This is a genomic window from Mesorhizobium sp. WSM4819 (assembly GCF_055811215.1).
In genome coordinates, this window is record NZ_JBVVQO010000013.1 from 119,155 (window position 1) to 138,587 (window position 19,433).

15 protein-coding genes and 1 pseudogene are annotated in these 19,433 nt (G+C 63.0%); 13 read left to right on the top strand and 3 right to left on the bottom strand.

Translation table 11 applies throughout. The features are described from left to right. Positions 1-118 precede the first annotated feature (118 nt). Together AC0L18_RS14580 and AC0L18_RS14585 are read left to right on the top strand one after the other, a co-directional pair. On the top strand, positions 119-763 hold the full coding sequence (locus AC0L18_RS14580) for an alpha/beta hydrolase family protein (RefSeq protein ID WP_473492915.1): 645 nt from the start codon (positions 119-121) through the stop codon (positions 761-763). Between the two features lie 9 nt (positions 764-772). Next, positions 773-1,543 (top strand): exodeoxyribonuclease III, encoded by a 771-nt coding sequence (locus tag AC0L18_RS14585; protein ID WP_473492916.1) that lies wholly within the window; start codon positions 773-775, stop codon positions 1,541-1,543. A gap of 249 nt (positions 1,544-1,792) precedes the next feature. Here the strand turns inward: AC0L18_RS14585 and AC0L18_RS14590 are convergent, their stop codons facing one another. Further along, positions 1,793-2,257: a GFA family protein gene (locus AC0L18_RS14590; protein WP_473492917.1), complete on the bottom strand. Its 465-nt coding sequence runs from the start codon at positions 2,255-2,257 to the stop codon at positions 1,793-1,795. A 308-nt stretch (positions 2,258-2,565) separates the two neighbouring features. Between AC0L18_RS14590 and AC0L18_RS14595 the strand changes: the two genes are divergently transcribed. From AC0L18_RS14595 to AC0L18_RS14605, 3 genes are all read left to right on the top strand, one after another. Next, positions 2,566-3,945, top strand: a complete 1,380-nt coding sequence (locus tag AC0L18_RS14595) for a WD40 repeat domain-containing protein (RefSeq protein ID WP_473492918.1) — start codon at positions 2,566-2,568, stop codon at positions 3,943-3,945. Positions 3,946-4,027: 82 nt separating this feature from the next. Beyond that, entirely contained in the window at positions 4,028-5,302 is a 1,275-nt protein-coding gene (locus AC0L18_RS14600) for a tetratricopeptide repeat protein (RefSeq protein ID WP_473492919.1), read from the top strand. 24 nt (positions 5,303-5,326) lie between these two features. After that, positions 5,327-7,366, top strand: coding sequence for an amidase (locus AC0L18_RS14605; protein ID WP_473492920.1), 2,040 nt, complete (start codon positions 5,327-5,329; stop codon positions 7,364-7,366). Positions 7,367-7,424: 58 nt separating this feature from the next. Here AC0L18_RS14605 and AC0L18_RS14610 read toward each other — a convergent pair whose 3' ends face one another. Continuing rightward, positions 7,425-7,754, bottom strand: coding sequence for a hypothetical protein (locus tag AC0L18_RS14610; RefSeq protein ID WP_473492921.1), 330 nt, complete (start codon positions 7,752-7,754; stop codon positions 7,425-7,427). Positions 7,755-7,931: 177 nt separating this feature from the next. Between AC0L18_RS14610 and AC0L18_RS14615 the strand changes: the two genes are divergently transcribed. From AC0L18_RS14615 to AC0L18_RS14645, 7 genes are all read left to right on the top strand, one after another. Then, positions 7,932-9,554, top strand: a complete 1,623-nt coding sequence (locus AC0L18_RS14615) for an ABC-F family ATP-binding cassette domain-containing protein (protein ID WP_473492922.1) — start codon at positions 7,932-7,934, stop codon at positions 9,552-9,554. 387 nt (positions 9,555-9,941) lie between these two features. After that, positions 9,942-11,246 carry a mechanosensitive ion channel family protein gene (locus AC0L18_RS14620; RefSeq protein WP_473492923.1) on the top strand — a complete coding sequence of 435 codons (1,305 nt, stop codon included), beginning with the start codon at positions 9,942-9,944 and terminating at the stop codon, positions 11,244-11,246. 352 nt (positions 11,247-11,598) lie between these two features. Continuing rightward, positions 11,599-12,717: a KamA family radical SAM protein gene (locus tag AC0L18_RS14625; protein ID WP_473492924.1), complete on the top strand. Its 1,119-nt coding sequence runs from the start codon at positions 11,599-11,601 to the stop codon at positions 12,715-12,717. Between the two features lie 159 nt (positions 12,718-12,876). Continuing rightward, positions 12,877-13,608, top strand: a complete 732-nt coding sequence (locus tag AC0L18_RS14630; protein ID WP_473492925.1) for a BA14K family protein — start codon at positions 12,877-12,879, stop codon at positions 13,606-13,608. A gap of 124 nt (positions 13,609-13,732) precedes the next feature. After that, positions 13,733-14,062, top strand: a complete 330-nt coding sequence (locus AC0L18_RS14635) for a DUF2934 domain-containing protein (protein WP_473492926.1) — start codon at positions 13,733-13,735, stop codon at positions 14,060-14,062. Between the two features lie 3 nt (positions 14,063-14,065). Next, complete coding sequence (locus AC0L18_RS14640; protein ID WP_473492927.1) at positions 14,066-14,215, top strand: hypothetical protein; 150 nt, start codon at positions 14,066-14,068, stop codon at positions 14,213-14,215. A 161-nt stretch (positions 14,216-14,376) separates the two neighbouring features. Beyond that, positions 14,377-16,149: an adenylate/guanylate cyclase domain-containing protein gene (locus AC0L18_RS14645; protein ID WP_473492929.1), complete on the top strand. Its 1,773-nt coding sequence runs from the start codon at positions 14,377-14,379 to the stop codon at positions 16,147-16,149. 331 nt (positions 16,150-16,480) lie between these two features. Here AC0L18_RS14645 and AC0L18_RS14650 read toward each other — a convergent pair. Beyond that, positions 16,481-17,538: pseudogene (locus AC0L18_RS14650) on the bottom strand (alpha-hydroxy acid oxidase). 468 nt (positions 17,539-18,006) lie between these two features. Between AC0L18_RS14650 and AC0L18_RS14655 the strand changes: the two are divergent. Beyond that, a complete protein-coding gene (locus AC0L18_RS14655) occupies positions 18,007-19,419 on the top strand; it encodes a DUF1254 domain-containing protein (RefSeq protein WP_473492931.1) in 1,413 nt (470 codons plus the stop codon). Positions 19,420-19,433: the final 14 nt, after the last annotated feature.

A 19,433-nucleotide genomic window follows, 5' to 3' on the forward strand; every position in this document is an offset into this window, starting at 1 on the left:
TAAACGTTGCAAGAGTAAGCGGGGCGCCCGAGCTGCCGATCTCCCCCCTTGCGGGGGAGATGGCCGGCAGGCCAGAGGGGGGCGCGAAGGAACGCGGCCTTCAAAAGTGGGCCGCCCCATGACCACCTTCCTCCTCGACGGCCCAGAAACCGCTCCCATCACCATCCTGCTCGCCCATGGCGCCGGCGCGCCGATGGATTCTGCCTCGATGAATGCCACGGCAAAAGCGCTGGCCGAAGCCGGGTTCCGCGTTGCGCGCTTTGAATTCCACTACATGGCGGCCCGCCGCTACGGCCACCGCAAGCCGCCGCCGCGCGCCGAGACGGTGAACCCGGAATACATCAAGGCGATCGCCGACCTCAGGGCGAAGGGCGTGAACGGGCCGCTCATCATCGGCGGCAAGTCGATGGGCGGCCGCGTCGCTTCGATGATCGCCGACGAGATGTTTTCGAAGGACGAGATTTCAGGGCTGCTTTGCCTCGGTTATCCCTTCCATCCGCCGGGGAAACCGACGCAGCTTCGGACAAAACACCTCGCCGGTCTCAAGACGCCGACATTGATTTTTCAGGGCACACGCGACGAATTCGGGACCAGGAACGAGGTCGCGACCTACGACCTTTCCGACACCATCGAAATGCGGTGGCTGGAAGATGGCGACCACGATTTGAAGCCGCGCAAGAGCATCTCCGGTTTTTCGGCCGCCGATCATCTGAAGACGATGACTGATGCGGTGAAGGCGTGGACCGAGCGCATCGTGCGCTGAAGCAGGCCGATGAAGATCGCCACCTTCAACGTCAACAACATCAACGGGCGGCTGCAGAACCTGCTCGCCTGGCTGACTGTCGCCAAGCCCGACATCGTCTGCCTGCAGGAACTGAAGGCAAGACAGACGCAGTTTCCGCGCACAGCACTCGCCGCGGCCGGCTATGGTGCGGTTTGGGTGGGACAGCCGACCTGGAACGGCGTCGCCATACTGGCGCGGGGTTCAGAACCCGTTCTGACCCGCGAGGCGCTGCCCGGCGACGACAGCGATAACCAGGCCCGCTACATCGAGGCGGCGGTCAGCGGCATCGTCGTCGCCTGCCTCTATGCGCCGAACGGCAACCCGCAGCCCGGCCCGAAATTCACCTACAAGCTGGCGTGGCACGAGCGCCTGAACGCGCATGCGGAAGAACTGTTCGACACCGGCCTGCCGGTGGTGCTGGCCGGCGACTACAACATCGTGCCCGAGCCGCGCGACATCTATCCGACCCGCTCCTATGACGACAATGCGCTGGTGCAGCCGGAGAGCCGGGAATCCTTCGCAGCGCTGCTCGACCAGGGCTGGACCGACGCGCTGCGCAAAAAACACCCGAAGGAGACGCTCTACACATTCTGGGATTATCGCCGCAACCGCTGGCAGCGCGACGCCGGCCTGCGGCTCGACCATATCTTGCTGTCCAAGAAACTGACGCGCCGGCTGGCCGGGGCAGGCATCGACCGCGACGTTCGCGGCGAGCCCGGCGCCAGCGACCACGCCCCGGTGTGGGTTGAGTTGCGGTGAGGGGTGGGAGCCAATCTCCCCCCTTGCGGGCAAGGCAATCGCATTTGGATTCTTGCGAAGGTGGACCCCCACCCTAACCCTCCCCACAAGGGGGAGGGAACGCCGCGCGGCGGACACGCCAACGTCACCGCTGAATGCCACGCCAAATTTTGCAGAACTTGACGCACAAAACCAACTATCGGCGCCAACGAAGTCTCCCTCCCCCTTGTGGGGAGGGTTAGGGGTGGGGGTCCATCGTAGAGCGAAACCTTAGCGCGGTCGCGCGCCTTCGCGGGCGAAGGCCTCGATCAATGGCGTATACCCCTCAAGGTCGGGTTGGGTGGCGAAGCTGTGGCTGGCGGCGGTCGTTGCCCAGGGCAGCCTTTCCGACGTGAAGACCTCGACGAAGGGCACATACCAATGATGCTCGTCCAGCATGGTCGCGCGAACATTGACGAAGAAGTCCAGGCCGTGCGGATGCGTGAACATCCAGTTCTTGCAGTGCGGGCAGTAGAGTTGCCGGTGCGGGCCGTGCATGCCGCCGACCACCGGCTCGCCTTGCGTAACGGTGGAGCCGCTGCTTGGCACCGCCATAGTCAGGGAATAAGCACTCGCGCTCAGCTTCTGACAGCCGGTGCAATGACATGCCATTGTCAGCAAGGGCGGCGCACTTATGCGAAAGCGTATCCCGCCGCACAGGCAGCCGCCGTCCCAGGGTGGTTTCCAATCATCCATCACTTGGCCTCGGCGCTGAGTTCTGCTGGCAGGCGATCCTAGCGCGCGACCGGGCAACATTGCGGCGACCAAGAGTGTCGCCAGGCCATATCGAGCGCTTTGGCGTAGGCGCGCGTTTTGCGCTCGCTGTTTCGCTCTTCGGCATTGACCGGGCATCGACAAGCCCGGCGCCGACCTGCATCATTGCGGACGAAGCGAACAGCGGCGCGGGGGGAGCCCGATGAACAGGTTTGTCGACAGGCTGCTGGCAATGCTGCTGCTGGCGATCGGCATGCTCTGCTTCACACGCGTGTATTTCGCGGTGGGGGGTGCCGGCGAAGGCTTCGCGTCCGCGCGCTTGGCTTTTCGCAGCGACGGGCGTTGTCTCAGCCCTTGCAGCCCTGCTGTTCTGGGCCGGCCTGTTGCCGAGCCGGTCGACGCACGATCCGAAGGCGCCTCTGTTCGGCAGGGACGCCGAACTGCAACCCGCCGGAAGACCACGCCTGCGGCGGCTCCTTGCCGTCGTTCCGTTCCTCGCCGTGCTCGCTCTGGTGGCCGACCAACTCGGCCCGTGGTCGCGGCAGCCACAGGACGCCGGCAAAAGCCTGATCGCCGAGCAAACCGTGCCGAGCGCGCCGGAAAGCCAAGAGGTCACCAGCGCACCGGCCCCGGAACCGGAACCGGCTCCTGCCTCGCCATCCGAGGTCGCGCTTGCCCCACCTGTCTCACCGCCGGAGCCTGCTCCAGCCCCGGCTGCGCCACCGCAGACCGTCGCGCCGCTGCCTCAGGCTCCGCCGCCGCAGCCGACGCAGCCCGATGGCCACCGCGAGCCCGTCGTCTGGCTGGCGGTGGCGTCCGACGGTCACTCGATCATGAGCGCCAGTACCGACCGCACGATCAAGCTCTGGGATATCGACGGCAAGCGCCTGATCCGCACCCTCGGCATCCACAAGGACATGGCGCGTACCGCGCTTTTCCTGCCCGATGGGGCGCTGACGGCGGGCGACGATGGCGAGATCGTGCTGCGCCAGCTCTCCGATGGCGCGGTGCTGCACGTCTTCTCGTCAGGCCAGAACGGCGGCGTCAACAAGCTGGCGATCAGCCCCGATGGCAAACGTGCAGTCAGTGGGCACGACACCGGCAGGGTCATCGTCTGGGATATCGAGAAAGGCTCGGTGCTGCATGTGATGCCAGGGCACGACTGGTCGATCAGCGGGGTCGCCGTCTCGCCCGACGGCACATGCGCGATCAGCGGCAGTATCGAGGGCACACTAAAACTATGGGACATCGACACCGGCAAGCAGCTGCGCAGCTGGCACGGGCATGAGCGCGGCCCCTATGGCATCGTGTTCATGGCCAACGGGCGCCATCTGATCACCGGCAGCGGCGATTATACGATCAAGCTCTGGGATCTCGAAACAGGCAGCGAAGTTCGCCGCCTCGAGGGCCATTCGGGCACGGTCTATGCGCTGGCGCTGTCGGCCGACAACAAGCGGCTGCTGTCCGGATCGCTCGACGGCACTGGACGGCTGTGGGACATGGAAACCGGCAGCGAGACCGCGCTGTTCGACAGCCGGTCCGGACCGATCTACGCCGTGGCGTTCGCCGCTGACGGCACAGTGCTGACCGGCGGCTACGACCGCACCATCCGGGACTGGCCGGCAGGCGGCGGAGACGGGGTGGTGCTTTTCGCCGGTGCTCCGGATTGATTAGATTTTTCAAGGTGCGGATATTTCGGGAAGAGGCGGCGTGCGCTAATGATTACCGCTATCGACAAATGGATTGGCGAACGTGAGCAGTGAAGACTGGCCGCTCGAGGCGAACACAACTGTGTCCATTTTGCCCGTGCCACATCGCCGAAGAAACTTTCCCATCGTCTTGCTTGTGTTGGCTGCTGTCGTGCTGTTTTGGCCAGCTCGCAATTATTACGCTCAGTGGTCGGCCATCCAGAAGGCGCAAGCGGCATTCCTCGCCAAGGACTACGCCGAGGCATTCCGCCAGTGGAAGATAGTGGCCGACGCCGGCAACCCCGTTGCGCAGAACAATGTTGGCCTGATGTATTGGTCAGGCCAGGGCGTTGCGCAGAATGACGCACTGGCAGTGAACTTGTGGCGCCAGTCCGCAGAGGCAGGAAACCTAGATGGTGCGTCCGGCCTCAGCCAAGCTTATTATGATGGCAGAGGTGTCGGAAAGGACGATCGGTTGGCCTTAATGTGGGCGCGGAAGGCTGCGGACAATGGGCACGCAAATGGTCAACACTTCCTTGGCGTTCTCTATTCAGAAGGTCGAGCGGTGGCGAAGGACGACCGCCAGGCGTTCGAATGGTGGATGAAAGCCGCGGCCAGCGACCTCGCCGATGCGCAATATGCCGTTGGAACTGCATATGCGTTGGGAAAAGGCGTGGGCAAGGATGAAGCACAGGCATTTTCCTGGTTCAGTAAGGCGGCCGATCAGGGATATCCCAACGCTCAATTCGCTGTTGGCCAAGCCTATTCACAGGGTTGGGGGGTACAACATGATCATGGTCTGGCTGCGGTCTGGTGGCGTAAAGCGTCCGAACAGGCCAACCCCCAGGCACAAGCCGCGCTTGGCTATGCGTACTCAATCGGCAATGGTGTTCCCCAAAGCGATGCGGACGCGGCGTCCTGGTGGCTCAAGGCGGCCAATCAGGGAGACGTCAGTTCGCAACTGAACCTGGGGGGCGCCTATTCGAAAGGCGCCGGTGTTAGCCAAAGCAAGGGGGACGCGGTTTCGTGGTGGCTCAAGGCCGCAAAGCAGGGAGATATCCAGGCTCAGCTCCACGTGGCATACGCCTATGCCAATGGTGAAGGCATCGCCAGAGACGACAAGTCCGCCGAGTCTTGGTGGCTGGCTGCCGCGAAAACGGGAAATATCGATGCCGAAGCCAGCCTTGGGATGCTGTACTATCGCGGTATCGATGGACAACCGAATTACAAGGAAGCCTCCAAGTGGCTGCTCAGGGCCTCTTCCCATGGCCATCCCGCTGTCCAGATTTATCTGGATATGATGAAGGAAGATGGTCTGTTGGACACCAAGACACTATAGGCGAAGATCATATTCGACACTGTTTTGGACAAACACACGCTTGGCTTTCCCAAAGTGATCGATCTCCACATCGTCGAGGCGTCCATCGCACAGCTGCGGCAGGCGCTGGAGGCCGGCACCGTCACCAGCGTCGAGCTGGTCGGCGCGTATCTCAGGCGCATCGCCAGGTACGACCGCCATGGCATCACCCTCAACTCCGTTCCCGTGCTCAATCCCAAAATGTTCGAGGAGGCGGCCGCGTCCGACTGGCGCCGCAGGAATGGTGCTGCGCTCGGGCCGCTGGACGGCATCCCCTATACCGCCAAGGACAGCTACAAGGTATCAGGCCTCACAGTGGCCGCGGGCTCGCCGGCCTTCGAACATCTCGTCGCCAATGAGGACGCCTTCACCATCGGGCGGCTGCGGGCCGGCGGCGCGGTGCTGATCGGGCTGACCAACATGCCGCCGATGGCCAATGGCGGCATGCAGCGCGGCGTCTACGGCCGGGCGGAAAGCCCCTACAATGCCGATTACCTGACCGCCGCCTTCGCGTCGGGCTCGTCGAATGGTTCTGGCACCGCGATCGCCGCCAGCTTCGCCGCCTTCGGGCTTGGCGAGGAGACATGGTCGTCGGGCCGCGCGCCGGCGTCGAACAACGCGCTGGTCGCCTACACGCCGTCGCGCGGCGTCATTTCGGTGCGCGGCAACTGGCCGCTGGTGCCGACGATGGACGTGGTGGTGCCGCATACGCGCAGCGTGCCCGACATGCTCGAACTGCTCGACGTGATCGTCGCCGACGATCCGAACACAAGGGGCGATTTCTGGCGCGCGCAGCCCTGGGTGGCGCTGCCGAAGAGCTCGGCCGTGCGGCCGCCGCGCTACACCGGCCTCGAGTTGGAGGGGGCGCTGCGAGGCATGCGGCTCGGCGTGCCGCGCATGTATATCGGCCGCGATCTGGACGTTGCGATCCAGACCCGCGCGTCGGTGCTGGAACTGTGGCAGCAGGCGGCGGCCGATCTGCGGCGGCTCGGCGCAGATGTGGTCGAGGTCGATTTTCCCGTCGTCTCCAACTACGAGCGCGACCGGCCGGGAACAAAAAACATGGTCGATCGCGGGCTGATTCCCAAAGGATTCGCCGAGCGCGAGATCTGGGACCTGTGCGTCTTCGCCTGGGACGATTTCCTGCGCGCCAATGCCGACCCTACCATCCCCGATCTCGCGTCGGTCGACGGCGCAAAAATCTTCCCGCAGCCACCGGGCACGCTGCCGGACCGTTATGAGGACAGTTTTGATGTGGCGGAATATGTCGAGCGGGCCAAGCGCGGCGTCACGCCATTCCGGGCCATTCCCGATCTGGAGGCTGGCCTGAAAGGCCTGGAGGCGACGCGGCGCATCGATTTCGAGGATTGGCTCGACGCGCAACGGCTCGACGCAGTGGTGTTTCCCGCCGTCGCCGATGTCGGGCCGGCCGATGCGGATGTCAGCGAGGCCTCCGCTGCGCTGGCCTGGCGCAACGGCACCTGGGTCGCCAACGGCAATCTGGTGCCGCGCCATCTCGGCATTCCGACCGTCACCGTGCCGATGGGCGCGATGGCCGATATCGGCATGCCGGTCGGCCTAACCTTCGCCGGCAAGGCTTATGACGACACCCGGCTGCTGCGGCTGGCCGGCGACTTCGAGCGTTTTGGCCAGCGCCGCAGCCGCCCGTCGCGCACGCCGGAACTTCCCGACGATGTTTTTTTCGCCCGCCACAACGCAAGCACGCCCGACGAGCCGCCGCCGCTGACCGTCGCGCTTGCCGCCGAGACGCGCCATGCCGGTGATGACGATGAGATAACCGTCATGCTCGACTTCGATGGCGAGGCCGGAACCGACACTCGTGTGAAGGTGCATGTCAACGGCGAGCCTGTCACCATGCAGCAGACCGGCGCGCGCCTGACCGGGCGCGCGGTGGTGCCGGCCAACGAGCATGAGAGAATCCACAGCGTCTGGCGTGGCTCGTACGGCCCGATCGTCAGCGCCGTCGTGCGTCTTGAGGACGGACGCGCCGCAGGCGCCTACGCGGTGACCGGCGGGATTGGGTGACTATCGCGCTTCGCCTTGTGCTACGGCGCGCCGTCTGCGGTCGGCTTTTCAATTCGCGTCAATCCGGCTTGCAGGGGTCGGCTTTTGCAGCTGCTGTCTTCTCGCCCTCCTGCTGCGCCTCGACGTCCTGCTGCGAGGTGGCAAGGTTTTTATCGCCACCGGCTTCCTGGTTGGCAAGCGGCATGGTGTTGCCGGTCTTGTTGGCCGGGCCGCCCTTTACCCTGTTACCGGTATTCGCGTCGGTTTCGAGGGGCGCGCGCGTTGCGTCTTTTGCGACGCCTGATTGAGCTTGGATCGATGCGGTCGTGTCGTGGCAGGTAGCGCTTGCCGTGCCGGCGGTCAGCCCGATCATTGAGGTGGCGAGCAAAATAGCGGTTAGGGTCTTCATCTCGTCCTCCTTCGCTGTTTGAGGTCATCTTTCTAAACTGCCGGCCCTATCTGAGGTTCCGCCAATTCAGTTCGAACTTCGAATGTGGCGTCGTATTCCGATTGATTTGCGGGCTTCCGCAGGCGCCGCCTATCGCGTATTGGCGCGGGGAAACTCCCTTGGGCGCGCGTGAAAAGCATGATTCGACTGGAAAGCATCAGCAAGCAGAACGGCCGGCAGATCGTCTTCATCGAGGCCTCCGCCTCCTTGCAGAAGGGCGAGAAGGTCGGCCTGGTCGGCCCGAACGGCGCCGGCAAGACGACGCTGTTTCGCATGATCAACGGCGAGGAGCAGCCCGACGAGGGCCAGGTCTCGGTCGATCGCGGCGTCACCATCGGCTATTTCAGCCAGGATGTCGGCGACATGGCGGGCCGCAGCGCGGTTGCCGAAGTGATGGACGGCGCCGGGCCGGTGAGCGAAGTGGCGGCCGAGATGGGCGCGCTCGAAGCGGCCATGGGCGATCCCGATCGCGCCGACGAGATGGACGCCATCATCGCCCGCTACGGCGACCTGCAGGCGCGTTTCGAGGAGCTCGACGGCTATGCGCTGGATGGCCGCGCCCGCGAGGTGCTGGACGGCCTCGGCTTCAGCCAGGAGATGATGGACGGCGACGTCGGAAAACTTTCCGGCGGCTGGAAGATGCGCGTGGCGCTGGCCAGGATCCTGCTGATGCGGCCCGACGCCATGCTGCTCGACGAGCCGAGCAACCATCTCGACCTGGAAAGCCTGATCTGGCTGGAACAGTTCCTGAAGAATTATGACGGCGCGCTGCTGATGACCTCGCACGACCGCGAGTTCATGAACCGCATCGTCGACAAGGTGGTCGAGATCGATGGCGGCTCGCTGACCGCTTATTCCGGCAACTATGAATTCTACCAGCAGCAGCGGGCGATCGCCGACCGGCAGCAGCTGGCGCAGTTCGAACGCCAGCAGGCGATGCTGGCCAAGGAGATCGCCTTCATCGAGCGCTTCAAGGCGCGCGCCTCGCACGCCGCCCAGGTGCAGAGCCGGGTGAAGAAGCTGGAGAAGATCGACCGCGTCGAGCCGCCAAAACGCCGCCAGAAAGTGTCGTTCGATTTCCAGCCGGCGCCGCGCTGCGGCGAGGACGTGGTGACGCTGAAGAACGTCCACAAGGGCTATGGCAGCCGCCCGATCTATCAGGGGCTGGATTTCCAGGTGCGCCGCCGCGAGCGCTGGTGCGTGATGGGCATCAACGGCGCCGGCAAGTCGACGCTGCTGAAGCTGGTCGCCGGCGCTTCCAAGCCGGACAATGGCACGGTGGCGCGCGGGCCCAGCGTCAGGATGGGCTATTTCGCCCAGCACGCCATGGAAGTGCTGGAGGGCGAACGCACCGTGTTCCAGACGCTGGAGGGCGCCTTTCCGCAGGCCGGCCAGGCGCCGCTCAGGGCGCTGGCCGGCTGCTTCGGCTTTTCCGGCGACGAGATCGACAAGAAATGCCGGGTGCTGTCGGGCGGCGAGAAGGCGCGGCTGGTGATGGCGCTGATGCTGTTCGACCCGCCCAACCTGCTGGTGCTGGACGAGCCGACCAACCACCTCGACATCGCCACCAAGGAGATGCTGATCACGGCACTTTCGCAGTATGAGGGCACCATGCTGTTCGTCTCGCATGATCGGCATTTTCTGGCGGCGCTGTCGAACCGGGTCCTGGAACTGACGCCCGAGGGGATTCATACCTACGGCGGCGGCTATACGGAGTATGTCGAGAGAACGGGGCAGGAGGCGCCGGGGCTGCGGAGCTGAGCTGCCGCGAGGGCAGCAAGGGCCGAGCGGCCCGGCGTCGTTGGCCTGAGGGGGGCGGGACTGGCGCCGAGCCTAACCGGTTGGGGGGTAGATCACCGGCCACCTGCATACATACGCTAAATCTAATTTAAGAGCAAGCTAATGTAACAGTGATTCAATGTTGCGCGTTGGCGATTTTCCAGCGGTTGTTTCTAATCGGTTGTTGTTTCTGGCGGCCGCTGCCTGGCCGCGTGCGTCACTCTTATGGCGGCGGCTATACCCGACATGTTGAGCGCACCGGCCAAGAGGCGCCGGGGGCGCGCGGGGCTGAAGCGCAGAGCGCCGGCTTGACCCTTCATCAGGCCGGCGACATTGTGCTGTTCGCCAATCCATAACGGTCGTGTGGGAATGGATTTTCGCAACGCCATCGATGAATCGCTGGCCTGGGCCAGCCGATGGTTCGACTACGCCGTCACGCCGTGGTTTTTCTATCAGGCTGCCATCATCGTCGTGCTCTTCCTGGTCGCGAAGCTCGCGGCGCAGCGCATCGAACCGCTCGTGGAGAACCGGGCACGCCAGATCAAGGGGCATCCCGGACTGTTGAGGGTGGTCGTTGCCCTGTTGCGGCGCACCGACTGGATCCTGTTCACGGTCTTCCTGCTTGCCGCGCTCGTTCTCATGCGCGCCGTCACCTGGCCGAGCCGGACCCATTTCATCTATATCGCGCTCTCGCTATCGCTTGCGTGGCTGTTTGCGTCGGTGCTGTCGCGCATCATCCGCAATCGCTTTGTCGCGCGGGCTCTCGCCTGGCTGACCTGGATCTATGCGGCCCTCGTCATCCTGGGCATCGATGACGACGCCGCGACTTTCATGGAAGGCCTTGCAATACCTTTGGGCGCGGTGCGCCTTTCGGCGCTCATGGTGCTGAAAGCGGCGCTGCTGCTGATCGCCACGGTTTGGCTTGCGGTGGTCGTCGGCAAGTATATCGACGAGCGCGTCCGCATCTCCGAAGAGCTGACGCCCTCGATCCGCGTCCTCGTCGGCAAGGTCGCAAAGGTCGCCCTTGTGCTGGTGGCGGGTGCCATCGCCCTGTCTTCCGTCGGACTAGACCTGACGGCCCTGACGATATTCTCCGGCGCCGTCGGCGTCGGCCTGGCTTTCGGGCTGCAAAAGGTGGTTTCGAATTTCGTCTCCGGCATGATCATCCTGCTCGACAAGTCTATCAAGCCGGGCGACACCATTTCGCTCGAAGGCACTTTCGGCTGGGTGCGCGAATTGCGGGCGCGGTTTGTCTCGGTGGTGACGCGCGACGGCCGCGAATACCTGATCCCGAACGAGGACTTCATCACCCAAAGGGTCATCAACTGGTCGTTCAGCGATAACCTTGTGCGGCTCGACGTGAATTTCGGCGTCTCTTACGACGCCGACCCGCATAAGGTCAGTGAACTGGCGATCAAGGCCGCCATGAGCGTCGGCCGGGTCGAAGCGGACCGGCGGCCGGTCTGCTGGCTCACCGACTTCGGCGAGTCCTCGCTCAATTTCGTCCTGCGCTTCTGGATCCACGACCCTCAGCAAGGCCTGACCAATGTGCGCGGCAGGGTGCTGCTGGCGCTGTGGGATGTTTTTAGGGAAAACGGCATAGACATCCCCTATCCGCATCGCGAGATCATCATGAAGCCGGATGGGCGTGCTGAGAAACCAGGCGGGCGCTGAAGCTGCCAATCTCCCCCCTTGTGGGCCGGTCAATCGCATTTGGATTCTTGCGAAGGTGGACCCCCACCCTAACCCCCCACAAGGGGGAGGGAACGCTGCCGCGCGCCTTAACTTCCCCTTTGGCGCCCGAAAGGCATGGCAATTTGCCGAGGTCAGCGCAAACGGAAGTCTCCCTCCCCCTTGTGGGGAGGGGTTAGGGGTGGGGGTACATCGTAGAGCGAAAGCCTCGGCTTTCCACCTGCAATAGCCCTGCCTTCGCGGGGGAGATTGGCAGCTTCGCCGCTGAGTGCATCCGGCAAGGGTTCGCACCTCGGCTCCAATGCTGTACAGCCCCGAATTCAAGGAGCTTTTGATGACCTCACACCTCGACACCCCCGACGCCGGCATGGCGGCCGACGACGACGCCGCGTGGCAGGGCGATGTTCGCGCCGGCGTGCGGCAGGTGCGCGATCTCGACTCCCTGCCGCTGTCGCCAGCCGAGCGCGCGGCGGCTCACGCCGCGGCCACGCGCCACAAGGTTCGCATCCCAAAAGCCTATCTCGACCTGATCGCCTGGAGCGATCCCGCCGATCCGATCCGGGCGCAGGTCATCCCGTCGCCCGAAGAGCTGGCCGAGCAGGAGGGCGAGCTCGACGATCCGATCGCGGACCACGCCTTCAGCCCGGTGCCGCGATTGACGCATCGCCATGCCGACCGGGTTCTGCTGTTTGCGACCTACCAGTGCGCGGTCTATTGCCGGTTCTGCTTCCGCAAGGAGTCGCTGACCTCGATCGGCCGGGGTTTTTCGCGCGAGGCGCTGGAGCCGGCCTTCGCCTATATCGAGGCCCACCCCGAAATCCGCGAGGTGATCCTGACCGGCGGCGATCCGCTGTCGCTGCCGGACAAGGCGCTGGCAGAAATCCGTGCCCGCATCGAGGCGGTTGCGCATGTGCGGCTCTTGCGCATCCACACGCGCGTGCCCGTAGCGCTGCCCTCGCGCGTCACGTCAGGAATGGTTCGCTCGCTGCAGGGCCGGCTGATGGTCACAGTCGTCACCCATTTCAACCACGCGCGGGAGATCACGCCGGCCACCGAAGAAGCTTGCCGCGCGCTGCGGCAGGGCGGCTTCGTGCTGCTCAACCAGAGCGTCCTGCTGAAAGGCGTCAACGACACCGTCGAGGTGCTGGAGGAACTGTGCCGCGAGCTGATGTACCGCCTCGGCATAAAACCCTATTACCTGCACCACGGCGACCTCGCGCGCGGCATGGCGCATCGGCGCACCACCATTGCCGCGGGACGAGCGCTGGTCAGCGCCTTGCGGGCGCGCCTGTCGGGCATCTGCAACCCCGTCTACGTGCTGGATCTGCCCGATGGCGGCGGCAAAGTGCCGCTCGGCCCGTGCCATGTCGAGGCGCGGGACGGGGAGACGTGGCGGATTCGTGGGCAGGATGGTGAGCTGAGGACCTATACCGAGCTTGTCCGCGACCCTTGAAAGCTTGGTTCCTCGCCCCGCGAAGCGGGGAGGCGGCTCGGCGAAGCCGAGGCGGAGAGGGGGCTTCCTTTGTGCACGGAAGTTCATGCTGCCGCGCTTGCTTGGAACCGGATCCAATGCCTCGCATTTTAACAGATGACGGGGGCAAAGGAGCGCAAGGTGAAAGCTTTATCGGCGGTACTTGGCGGCTTCGTGCTGACGCTGGCGGTTTTCGCAAGTGGATTGGCTTTCGCCATGTGGATTCTCTCTGCCGAACCGGTGCGGCCGGTCGCTCCGACTTCCAGTGTTGCCGAACTGTGGCCGAGGGAGCCGCGGAAGGTGAACCCCGCTTCGCAGCATCTTGAGCGCCTTCCCGCCCGCGAGGTCCCGGAGGTCGCAGCGGTCCCAGAGGTTCCAGAGGTAGCAGAGGTCCCGTCTGATCAGGCCCCATTTGATCAGGCCCCAGTTGATCGCGCCGCGAAACCTGCCGATGCCGCAGCTTCGTCGCCCGACACCACCGCTACCGCCTCCATCAAGCAGACAACGCCGGCAACCGACGAGCAGCAGGCGATGCCCGCCGCCCATGTGGAATGGTGCGCCAGCCGCTACCGCTCCTACAGGCCAAGCGACGACCACTACACATCCTACAGCGGCGAGCAGCGTCCCTGCATCTCGCCCTATCTGGATGCCGGTGCGGCCGACCGCGCCGCACAGCCTGCCGACGATGGCGCCAGCTATGTCGAGGCGACCGACACGTGGTCGATGGATGGCGATGTTCCGGCGGATGAAATCGGCGGCGCCTGGCTTCCGCCCGACCACGTGCAATATTGCTTCAGCCGCTACCGCTCCTATCGGCCGGAAGACAACACCTACCAGCCCTATTCCGGCGGCCCGCGCAGGCAGTGCGAGTAGGTGGGTGCAGGTGGCGAACTGGCGGCCGCAGTGTATGGCGCCTGTGCGACCGCCGATCACGCAGATTTCTTGGATCGTTCGTGTTGGTGCGGCGTTCATCCGAATACCCACAGGAGGAATCAGCATGAGCGACGACCGGGAAGACAGGATTCGTGAGCGCGCATACCAGATCTGGGAACGCGAAGGCGGGGTCCATGGCGATCCCGAGCGGCACTGGCACCGGGCCGAGGCCGAGATCGAAAGGGAGGCAGCCCTGCCGCTGACGGCAGGCGATGCCCTGCCGGAAACCCGCGAGGTCGCGAGCTCCGACGTCTTGACGGTGGAGGCCCTGGCTGTGCGCACCGGCATATCGGGCGAACAGGCGCAGGAACTGATCGACAGGCTGGGCAACGACCGAGCGGCGATCGAACAAGCCGCGCGCAATCTCAAGGGGAAGCAGCGGCTCGGGGAGTGATAGATGATCAGAAAACTCAAAGACGGAAAATACCGCCTCTATTCGCGCAAGAAGGACGAAAAGACCGGCAAACGCCGCAATCTCGGTACGTTTGACAGCCGCGAGGCTGCGGAGCAGCACGAACGCGAGGTGCAGTATTTCAAGAGGCATTGAGGGGCGTTGATGGCCGTCCCTTGCCAGGCAGCCGCGCCGGATGACCCTTACTTCGGCGTAGGGTGTAGAATTCTAGCGAGTGCAGGATACCGCTCTGGGGACAGCGAACTTTCATGTTTCCCTGCCTCTTCGTGTTATTGTGGATACGAGGAGATTGGCCCGTGAGCGAGAGCCGCAAGCTAGCCGCGATCCTTGCCGCTGATGTGGTCGGGTACAGCCGGCTGGCGAGCACGGATGAAGATCGTACGTTGGCCCGGTTGCGGGCACTTCGAAGCGACCTGATCGACCCGACCATCGCCGTGTACAACGGTCGTATGGTCAAGCGCACAGGCGATGGTGCGTTGGTTGAATTCCGCAGTGTGGTAGACGCCGTGCGCTGCGCCATAGAAGTGCAGAATGGCATGGTCGAGCGCAACGCCGGCGTGCCCGAGGACCGCCGCATCGAATTTCGGATTGGGATACATTTGGGCGACGTGGTCGAAGAAAGCGACGGCGACCTGATGGGCGACGGCGTCAACATCGCCTCGCGTCTGGAGGGTGTCGCTGCCCCGGGCACCATCTGTCTGTCCGAAGACGCCTATCGGCAAGTCAAGACGAGACTAGACGTTTCGGTCAGTGATCTCGGCGACACCCAGCTCAAGAATATTGCCGAGCCGATCCGGGTTTATTCACTCCGAGTCGGCACCGCGGCTCACGCAAAGGCGCCTGTGACCTACGAACTTTCGGAAGCTCTGCTTTCGACAGCGGCACCGCCTCAGTTGTCGATCGCCGTGCTGCCCTTCGCCAACATGAGCGGTGATACCGAGCAGGAATATTTCGCCGACGGAATCTCCGAAGACATCATCACAGCTCTCTCAAAGCTGTCGCAGCTGTTTGTGATCGCTCGCAATTCGTCCTTCACTTTCAAGGGCAGGAACGTGAACGTTCAGGAGGTGGGCCGGAACCTCGGCGTGCATTACGTGCTGGAGGGCAGCGTCCGCAAATCCGGCAACAGGGTACGTATCACCGCGCAGCTTATTGACGCGACCACAGGCGGACATCTGTGGGCGGAGCGCTTCGATCGCAACCTGACCGATATCTTTGCCGTTCAGGACGACGTTACGCAGCAAATTGTCGACGCGCTGGCGCTCAACCTGACAAAGGGCGACCAGCAGCGGCTCGCGACCGAGCAAACCGGCAACCTAGACGCGTATGACTGCTTTCTTCATGGCCGAGAGCAGCTATGGCGGTTCACGAAAGCGGAAAACATCAAGGGCCGGGAGCTGTTGCAGCGCGCCGTCGAATTCGACCCGAAATTCGCTCCCGCCTACGCGTTCCTCGCTTTCGCAAACATACTGGACTATGCAAACCAGTGGAGCTCGTCGTGGTCGAACGCAATGGCACAAGCGGAAATGTTCGCGGCACGGGCAGTGGCGCTCGACGATCGATATCCTTACGCACATTGGGCGCTGGGCATCGTCGAATTGTATTCGCGACGGCATGAGGCGGCCATCCGCTCGGCTAAACGCTTGATCGCTCTTGCGCCAAATCTTGCCGAGGGGCTCGAAAATCTCGGTTACGCACTGTATTATTCCGGCAAGCCTGAGGACGCACTCCGGTGTTTCGACAGGGCAATGGCCTTGAACCCGTATTATCCGGACGTGTACCTTCACTTCCAGGCGCAAGCGATGTTCCAGTTGCGCAGGTACGAAGAGGCAATTGGGATCCTGAGGCGGCGACTTGTTCGTAACCCTACCACCGACGTCTCACGCGTGCTCCTGGCGGCGAGCTACGGCCATCTGGGTCGGTTCGAAGAAGCCCGTAGCGAGTGGCAGGAAGTGTTTCGCGTCAACCCCCAATATTCTCTGGAACATCGCCGCAAAGTGTTGCCCTACAAGGATCCCAATGATTTCGAGCTGATCGTGGATGGCCTTCGCAAAGCCGGCCTCGTATGAGCGCCTGACCGGGCGAGGTCCGGTATTGAACCTCCTGCAGCCACTGCTTCGAAGGAACAGCACGACCGCTGTGCGGCGCGTTGATGACTGGAGCGGGGCCGACAGCAGATCCAATGGAGGTCTAGAACCGATCAGGCGTTGCCATCAGTGCCGCGAATTTTCGGGCTTAGAATAGCGCTGCATAAGGAGTGGAGAGCGTCCCCACAATCCAAGTTTTCTGTCCAAAAGCCGCCACCTTGCTATGGCCGGCGCTCGTTGGACAAAGGGCGGGGACGGAGGTAAAGCGTCATAAGTGCAATGCTGAACTTGGCCGAGGAAATAGGTCCGGACTTCACCAGATTACCGACCGGTCGATCTCGCCGATGCGCGCCCGGCCGGTCAGCGCCATTGCCACCTCGAAGTCCCGGCGAAGCAGGTTGACACAATGGGCTACGCCCTCAGCACCACCCGTTGCCAGGGCGTAGACATAGGGGGGGCAATCATGACTGCGCTTGCCCCCAGGGCAATCGCCTTCAAAACGTCTGTGCCACGCCTCACGCCGCCGTCGAGGATGATGGGAATCCGCCCGGCTACCCGTTCCGCGATGGCGGGCAGGGCGTCGATAGTCGCCGGCAGGGTGTCGAGGTTACGCGAACCGTGGTTTGATACGGCGATAGCATCAGCACCGCTTCCAATCGCCTGCTCGGCATCGTCAGGGTCGAGGATACCTTTCAGGATAAGCGGCAGGGTTGTCAGGGAACGCAGCCAGGCAATATCCGCCCAGGTCGGCATGGCCCGCGGCTGCGCAGTGCCAACTTTGAGCACGCCGGTGTTCCGGTCCTTGAAGTATGGCGTTGCGAGGCTGTCGGGAATTTTGAATCCTGCCCGGAACTGCCTGCGGCGATCGCCTGGCGTTGGCATGTCGACCGTCACGCTGATTGCCTTTGCGCCCAGTTCCGCCATGCGTGATACGAGTTCACCATTGAAACTGCGGTCGCTTTGCCAATAGAGCAGGAACCAGACTGGAGACTGGCTCACCGCCACGCAATCTTCGATCGCCGCCGTCGCCGTGGTACCCAGAGTGAACACCGCTTCCGCCACTCCGGCGCCGCGCGCCGCGGCTACCTCGCCTTCCGGATGCGCCAGCCGCTGATAAGCTATTGGGGCCAGGATGATCGGATGCGACAGACTTTGCCCGAAGAGCGTGATCCCGGTATCAAGTCTTGTCACATCGCGCAGCACGCGCGGCCTTAACCTGATGCGATCGAATGCGGCTTCGTTATCGCGCTTGGTGATTTCTTCGCCAGCACCGGCGGCAATGAATTCGTGAACAGCGTGCGGCAATAGCTCTCGCGCCGCAGGTTCAAGATTCGCCAGGCAGAGAAACCGGGTTTCGATGTCAAGCGGCATGGACCACTCCGGTCAACGTCTCAAAAAAGTCGGCTAATCCAGAGACAACATTCGCGCATATAGCCGCTGGCCAAAAGGCGGCGGCACGGCACGCGGGGCAACGAACGCCGATGACTGAGGGGCGAAAACGGGGCCGTATCCAGACAGTCCGGTTCTAGGCGCGCTCGGCAGATAACTGCCTTTCAGCAACCGACCCCTTTGCTGCCGCTCAACGATAGTTCTGGGAATGTCCTGTGCTGATCCGTTGCCGACCTTTACATGGTAAGACTGCAACGTCCTGAGAGGACGATTGCTGCCGCACAGTCACCTACGTAACTTACATACCCACCACTTGCACTATTGAGTGTTGCATGCCCTGCTCTCCGCCAGCAACGGTTGAACCGGCGTCCGTACACTAGCACCGGCCGAGAAAGCCCGCCTACCGGGTTGATGATCAATGCATAACCCATCAAAATTTGGAGAACTGCGATGTCGTTAACCAGACGTGATTTCACCAAGGGTTCAGTGCTGGCCGCGGGGCTTTTGGGACTTGGTTCCATAAACGCCCACGCACAGGACGTAACGGCGGCCGAAGCCCGCGCCATCGCCAAAGAGGCCTATATCTACGGCTTCCCGATGGTCGACAGCTACCGCATCCAGCATGCCTATTTCGTTGACACCAAGAACCCGGAATACAAGGCCCCTTGGAACACACTGATCAACACCCCGCGTGTTTACACGCCGGCCGACACGGCGATCCAGACGCCAAACTCCGACACGCCTTATTCGTGGCTCGGCATGGACCTGCGCGCCGAACCGATGGTCCTCACGGTTCCGGCGATCGAGAAGGAGCGTTATTTCAGCGTCCAGTTCATTGACGCTTACACGTTCAACTTTGACTACCTCGGCAGCCGTGCGACCGGCAACGATGGCGGCAGCTTCCTCGTCGCTGGGCCAGGCTGGAAGGGCGAGACACCCAAAGGCGTGAAGAAAGTGATCCGCTCGGAGACCGACTTCATCTGGGCGGCCTACCGCACACAGTTGTTCAATCCCGGCGATCTGGACAACGTCAAAAAGGTGCAGGCCGGCTACAAGGCAGAGCCGCTTTCCGCCTTCCTAGGCCAATCTGCGCCTGCGGCCGCACCGATTGATTTCATCAAACCGCTGACGTCAGCCGACGAGAGGAAGTCGCTCGAATTTTTCAACATCTTAAACTTCATCCTGCAGTTCTGCCCGACCGATTCTTCCGAGACGGAACTGATGGCCAGCTTCGCCAGGATCGGGGTGGGAGCGGAGAAGGCTATAGACCTTGACGCACTCTCACCTGAGATGAAGACAGCCATGGAACAGGGCATTGCCGACGCCTGGGCTGATCTGGCGCGTTTGGAAAGACAAAAAATCGATACGGGGGAAGTGACCTCCGGCGACGTCTTCGGGACGCGTGCGTATCTGAAGAATAACTACCTCTATCGGATGGCGGGCGCCGTGCTCGGCATCGGGGGCAATTCGAAGGAGGAGGCGATGTACCCGGTCTATGCCATCGATTCCGCCGGAGGAAAGCTTGAGGGTTCCGACAAGTATACTCTCCACTTCGCGCCCGATGAGCTTCCGCCGGTGAATGCCTTCTGGTCCTTGACGATGTACGAGCTGCCGCAGAGCCTGCTCGTTGCCAATCCGATCAATCGCTATTTGCTCAACAAGCCGATGCTGCCGCAATTCGTGAAGGACACCGATGGTGGCTTCACATTCTACGTTCAGAACGAGTCGCCGGGCAAAGACAAGGAGCCGAACTGGCTGCCTGCGCCGAAAGGTCCCTTCATCGCCATCATGCGCCTTTACTGGCCCAAGGAACCGGCACTCGACGGAACCTGGAAGCATCCGCCGATGACGAAGGCACTATGAGAGAAACTGACGCG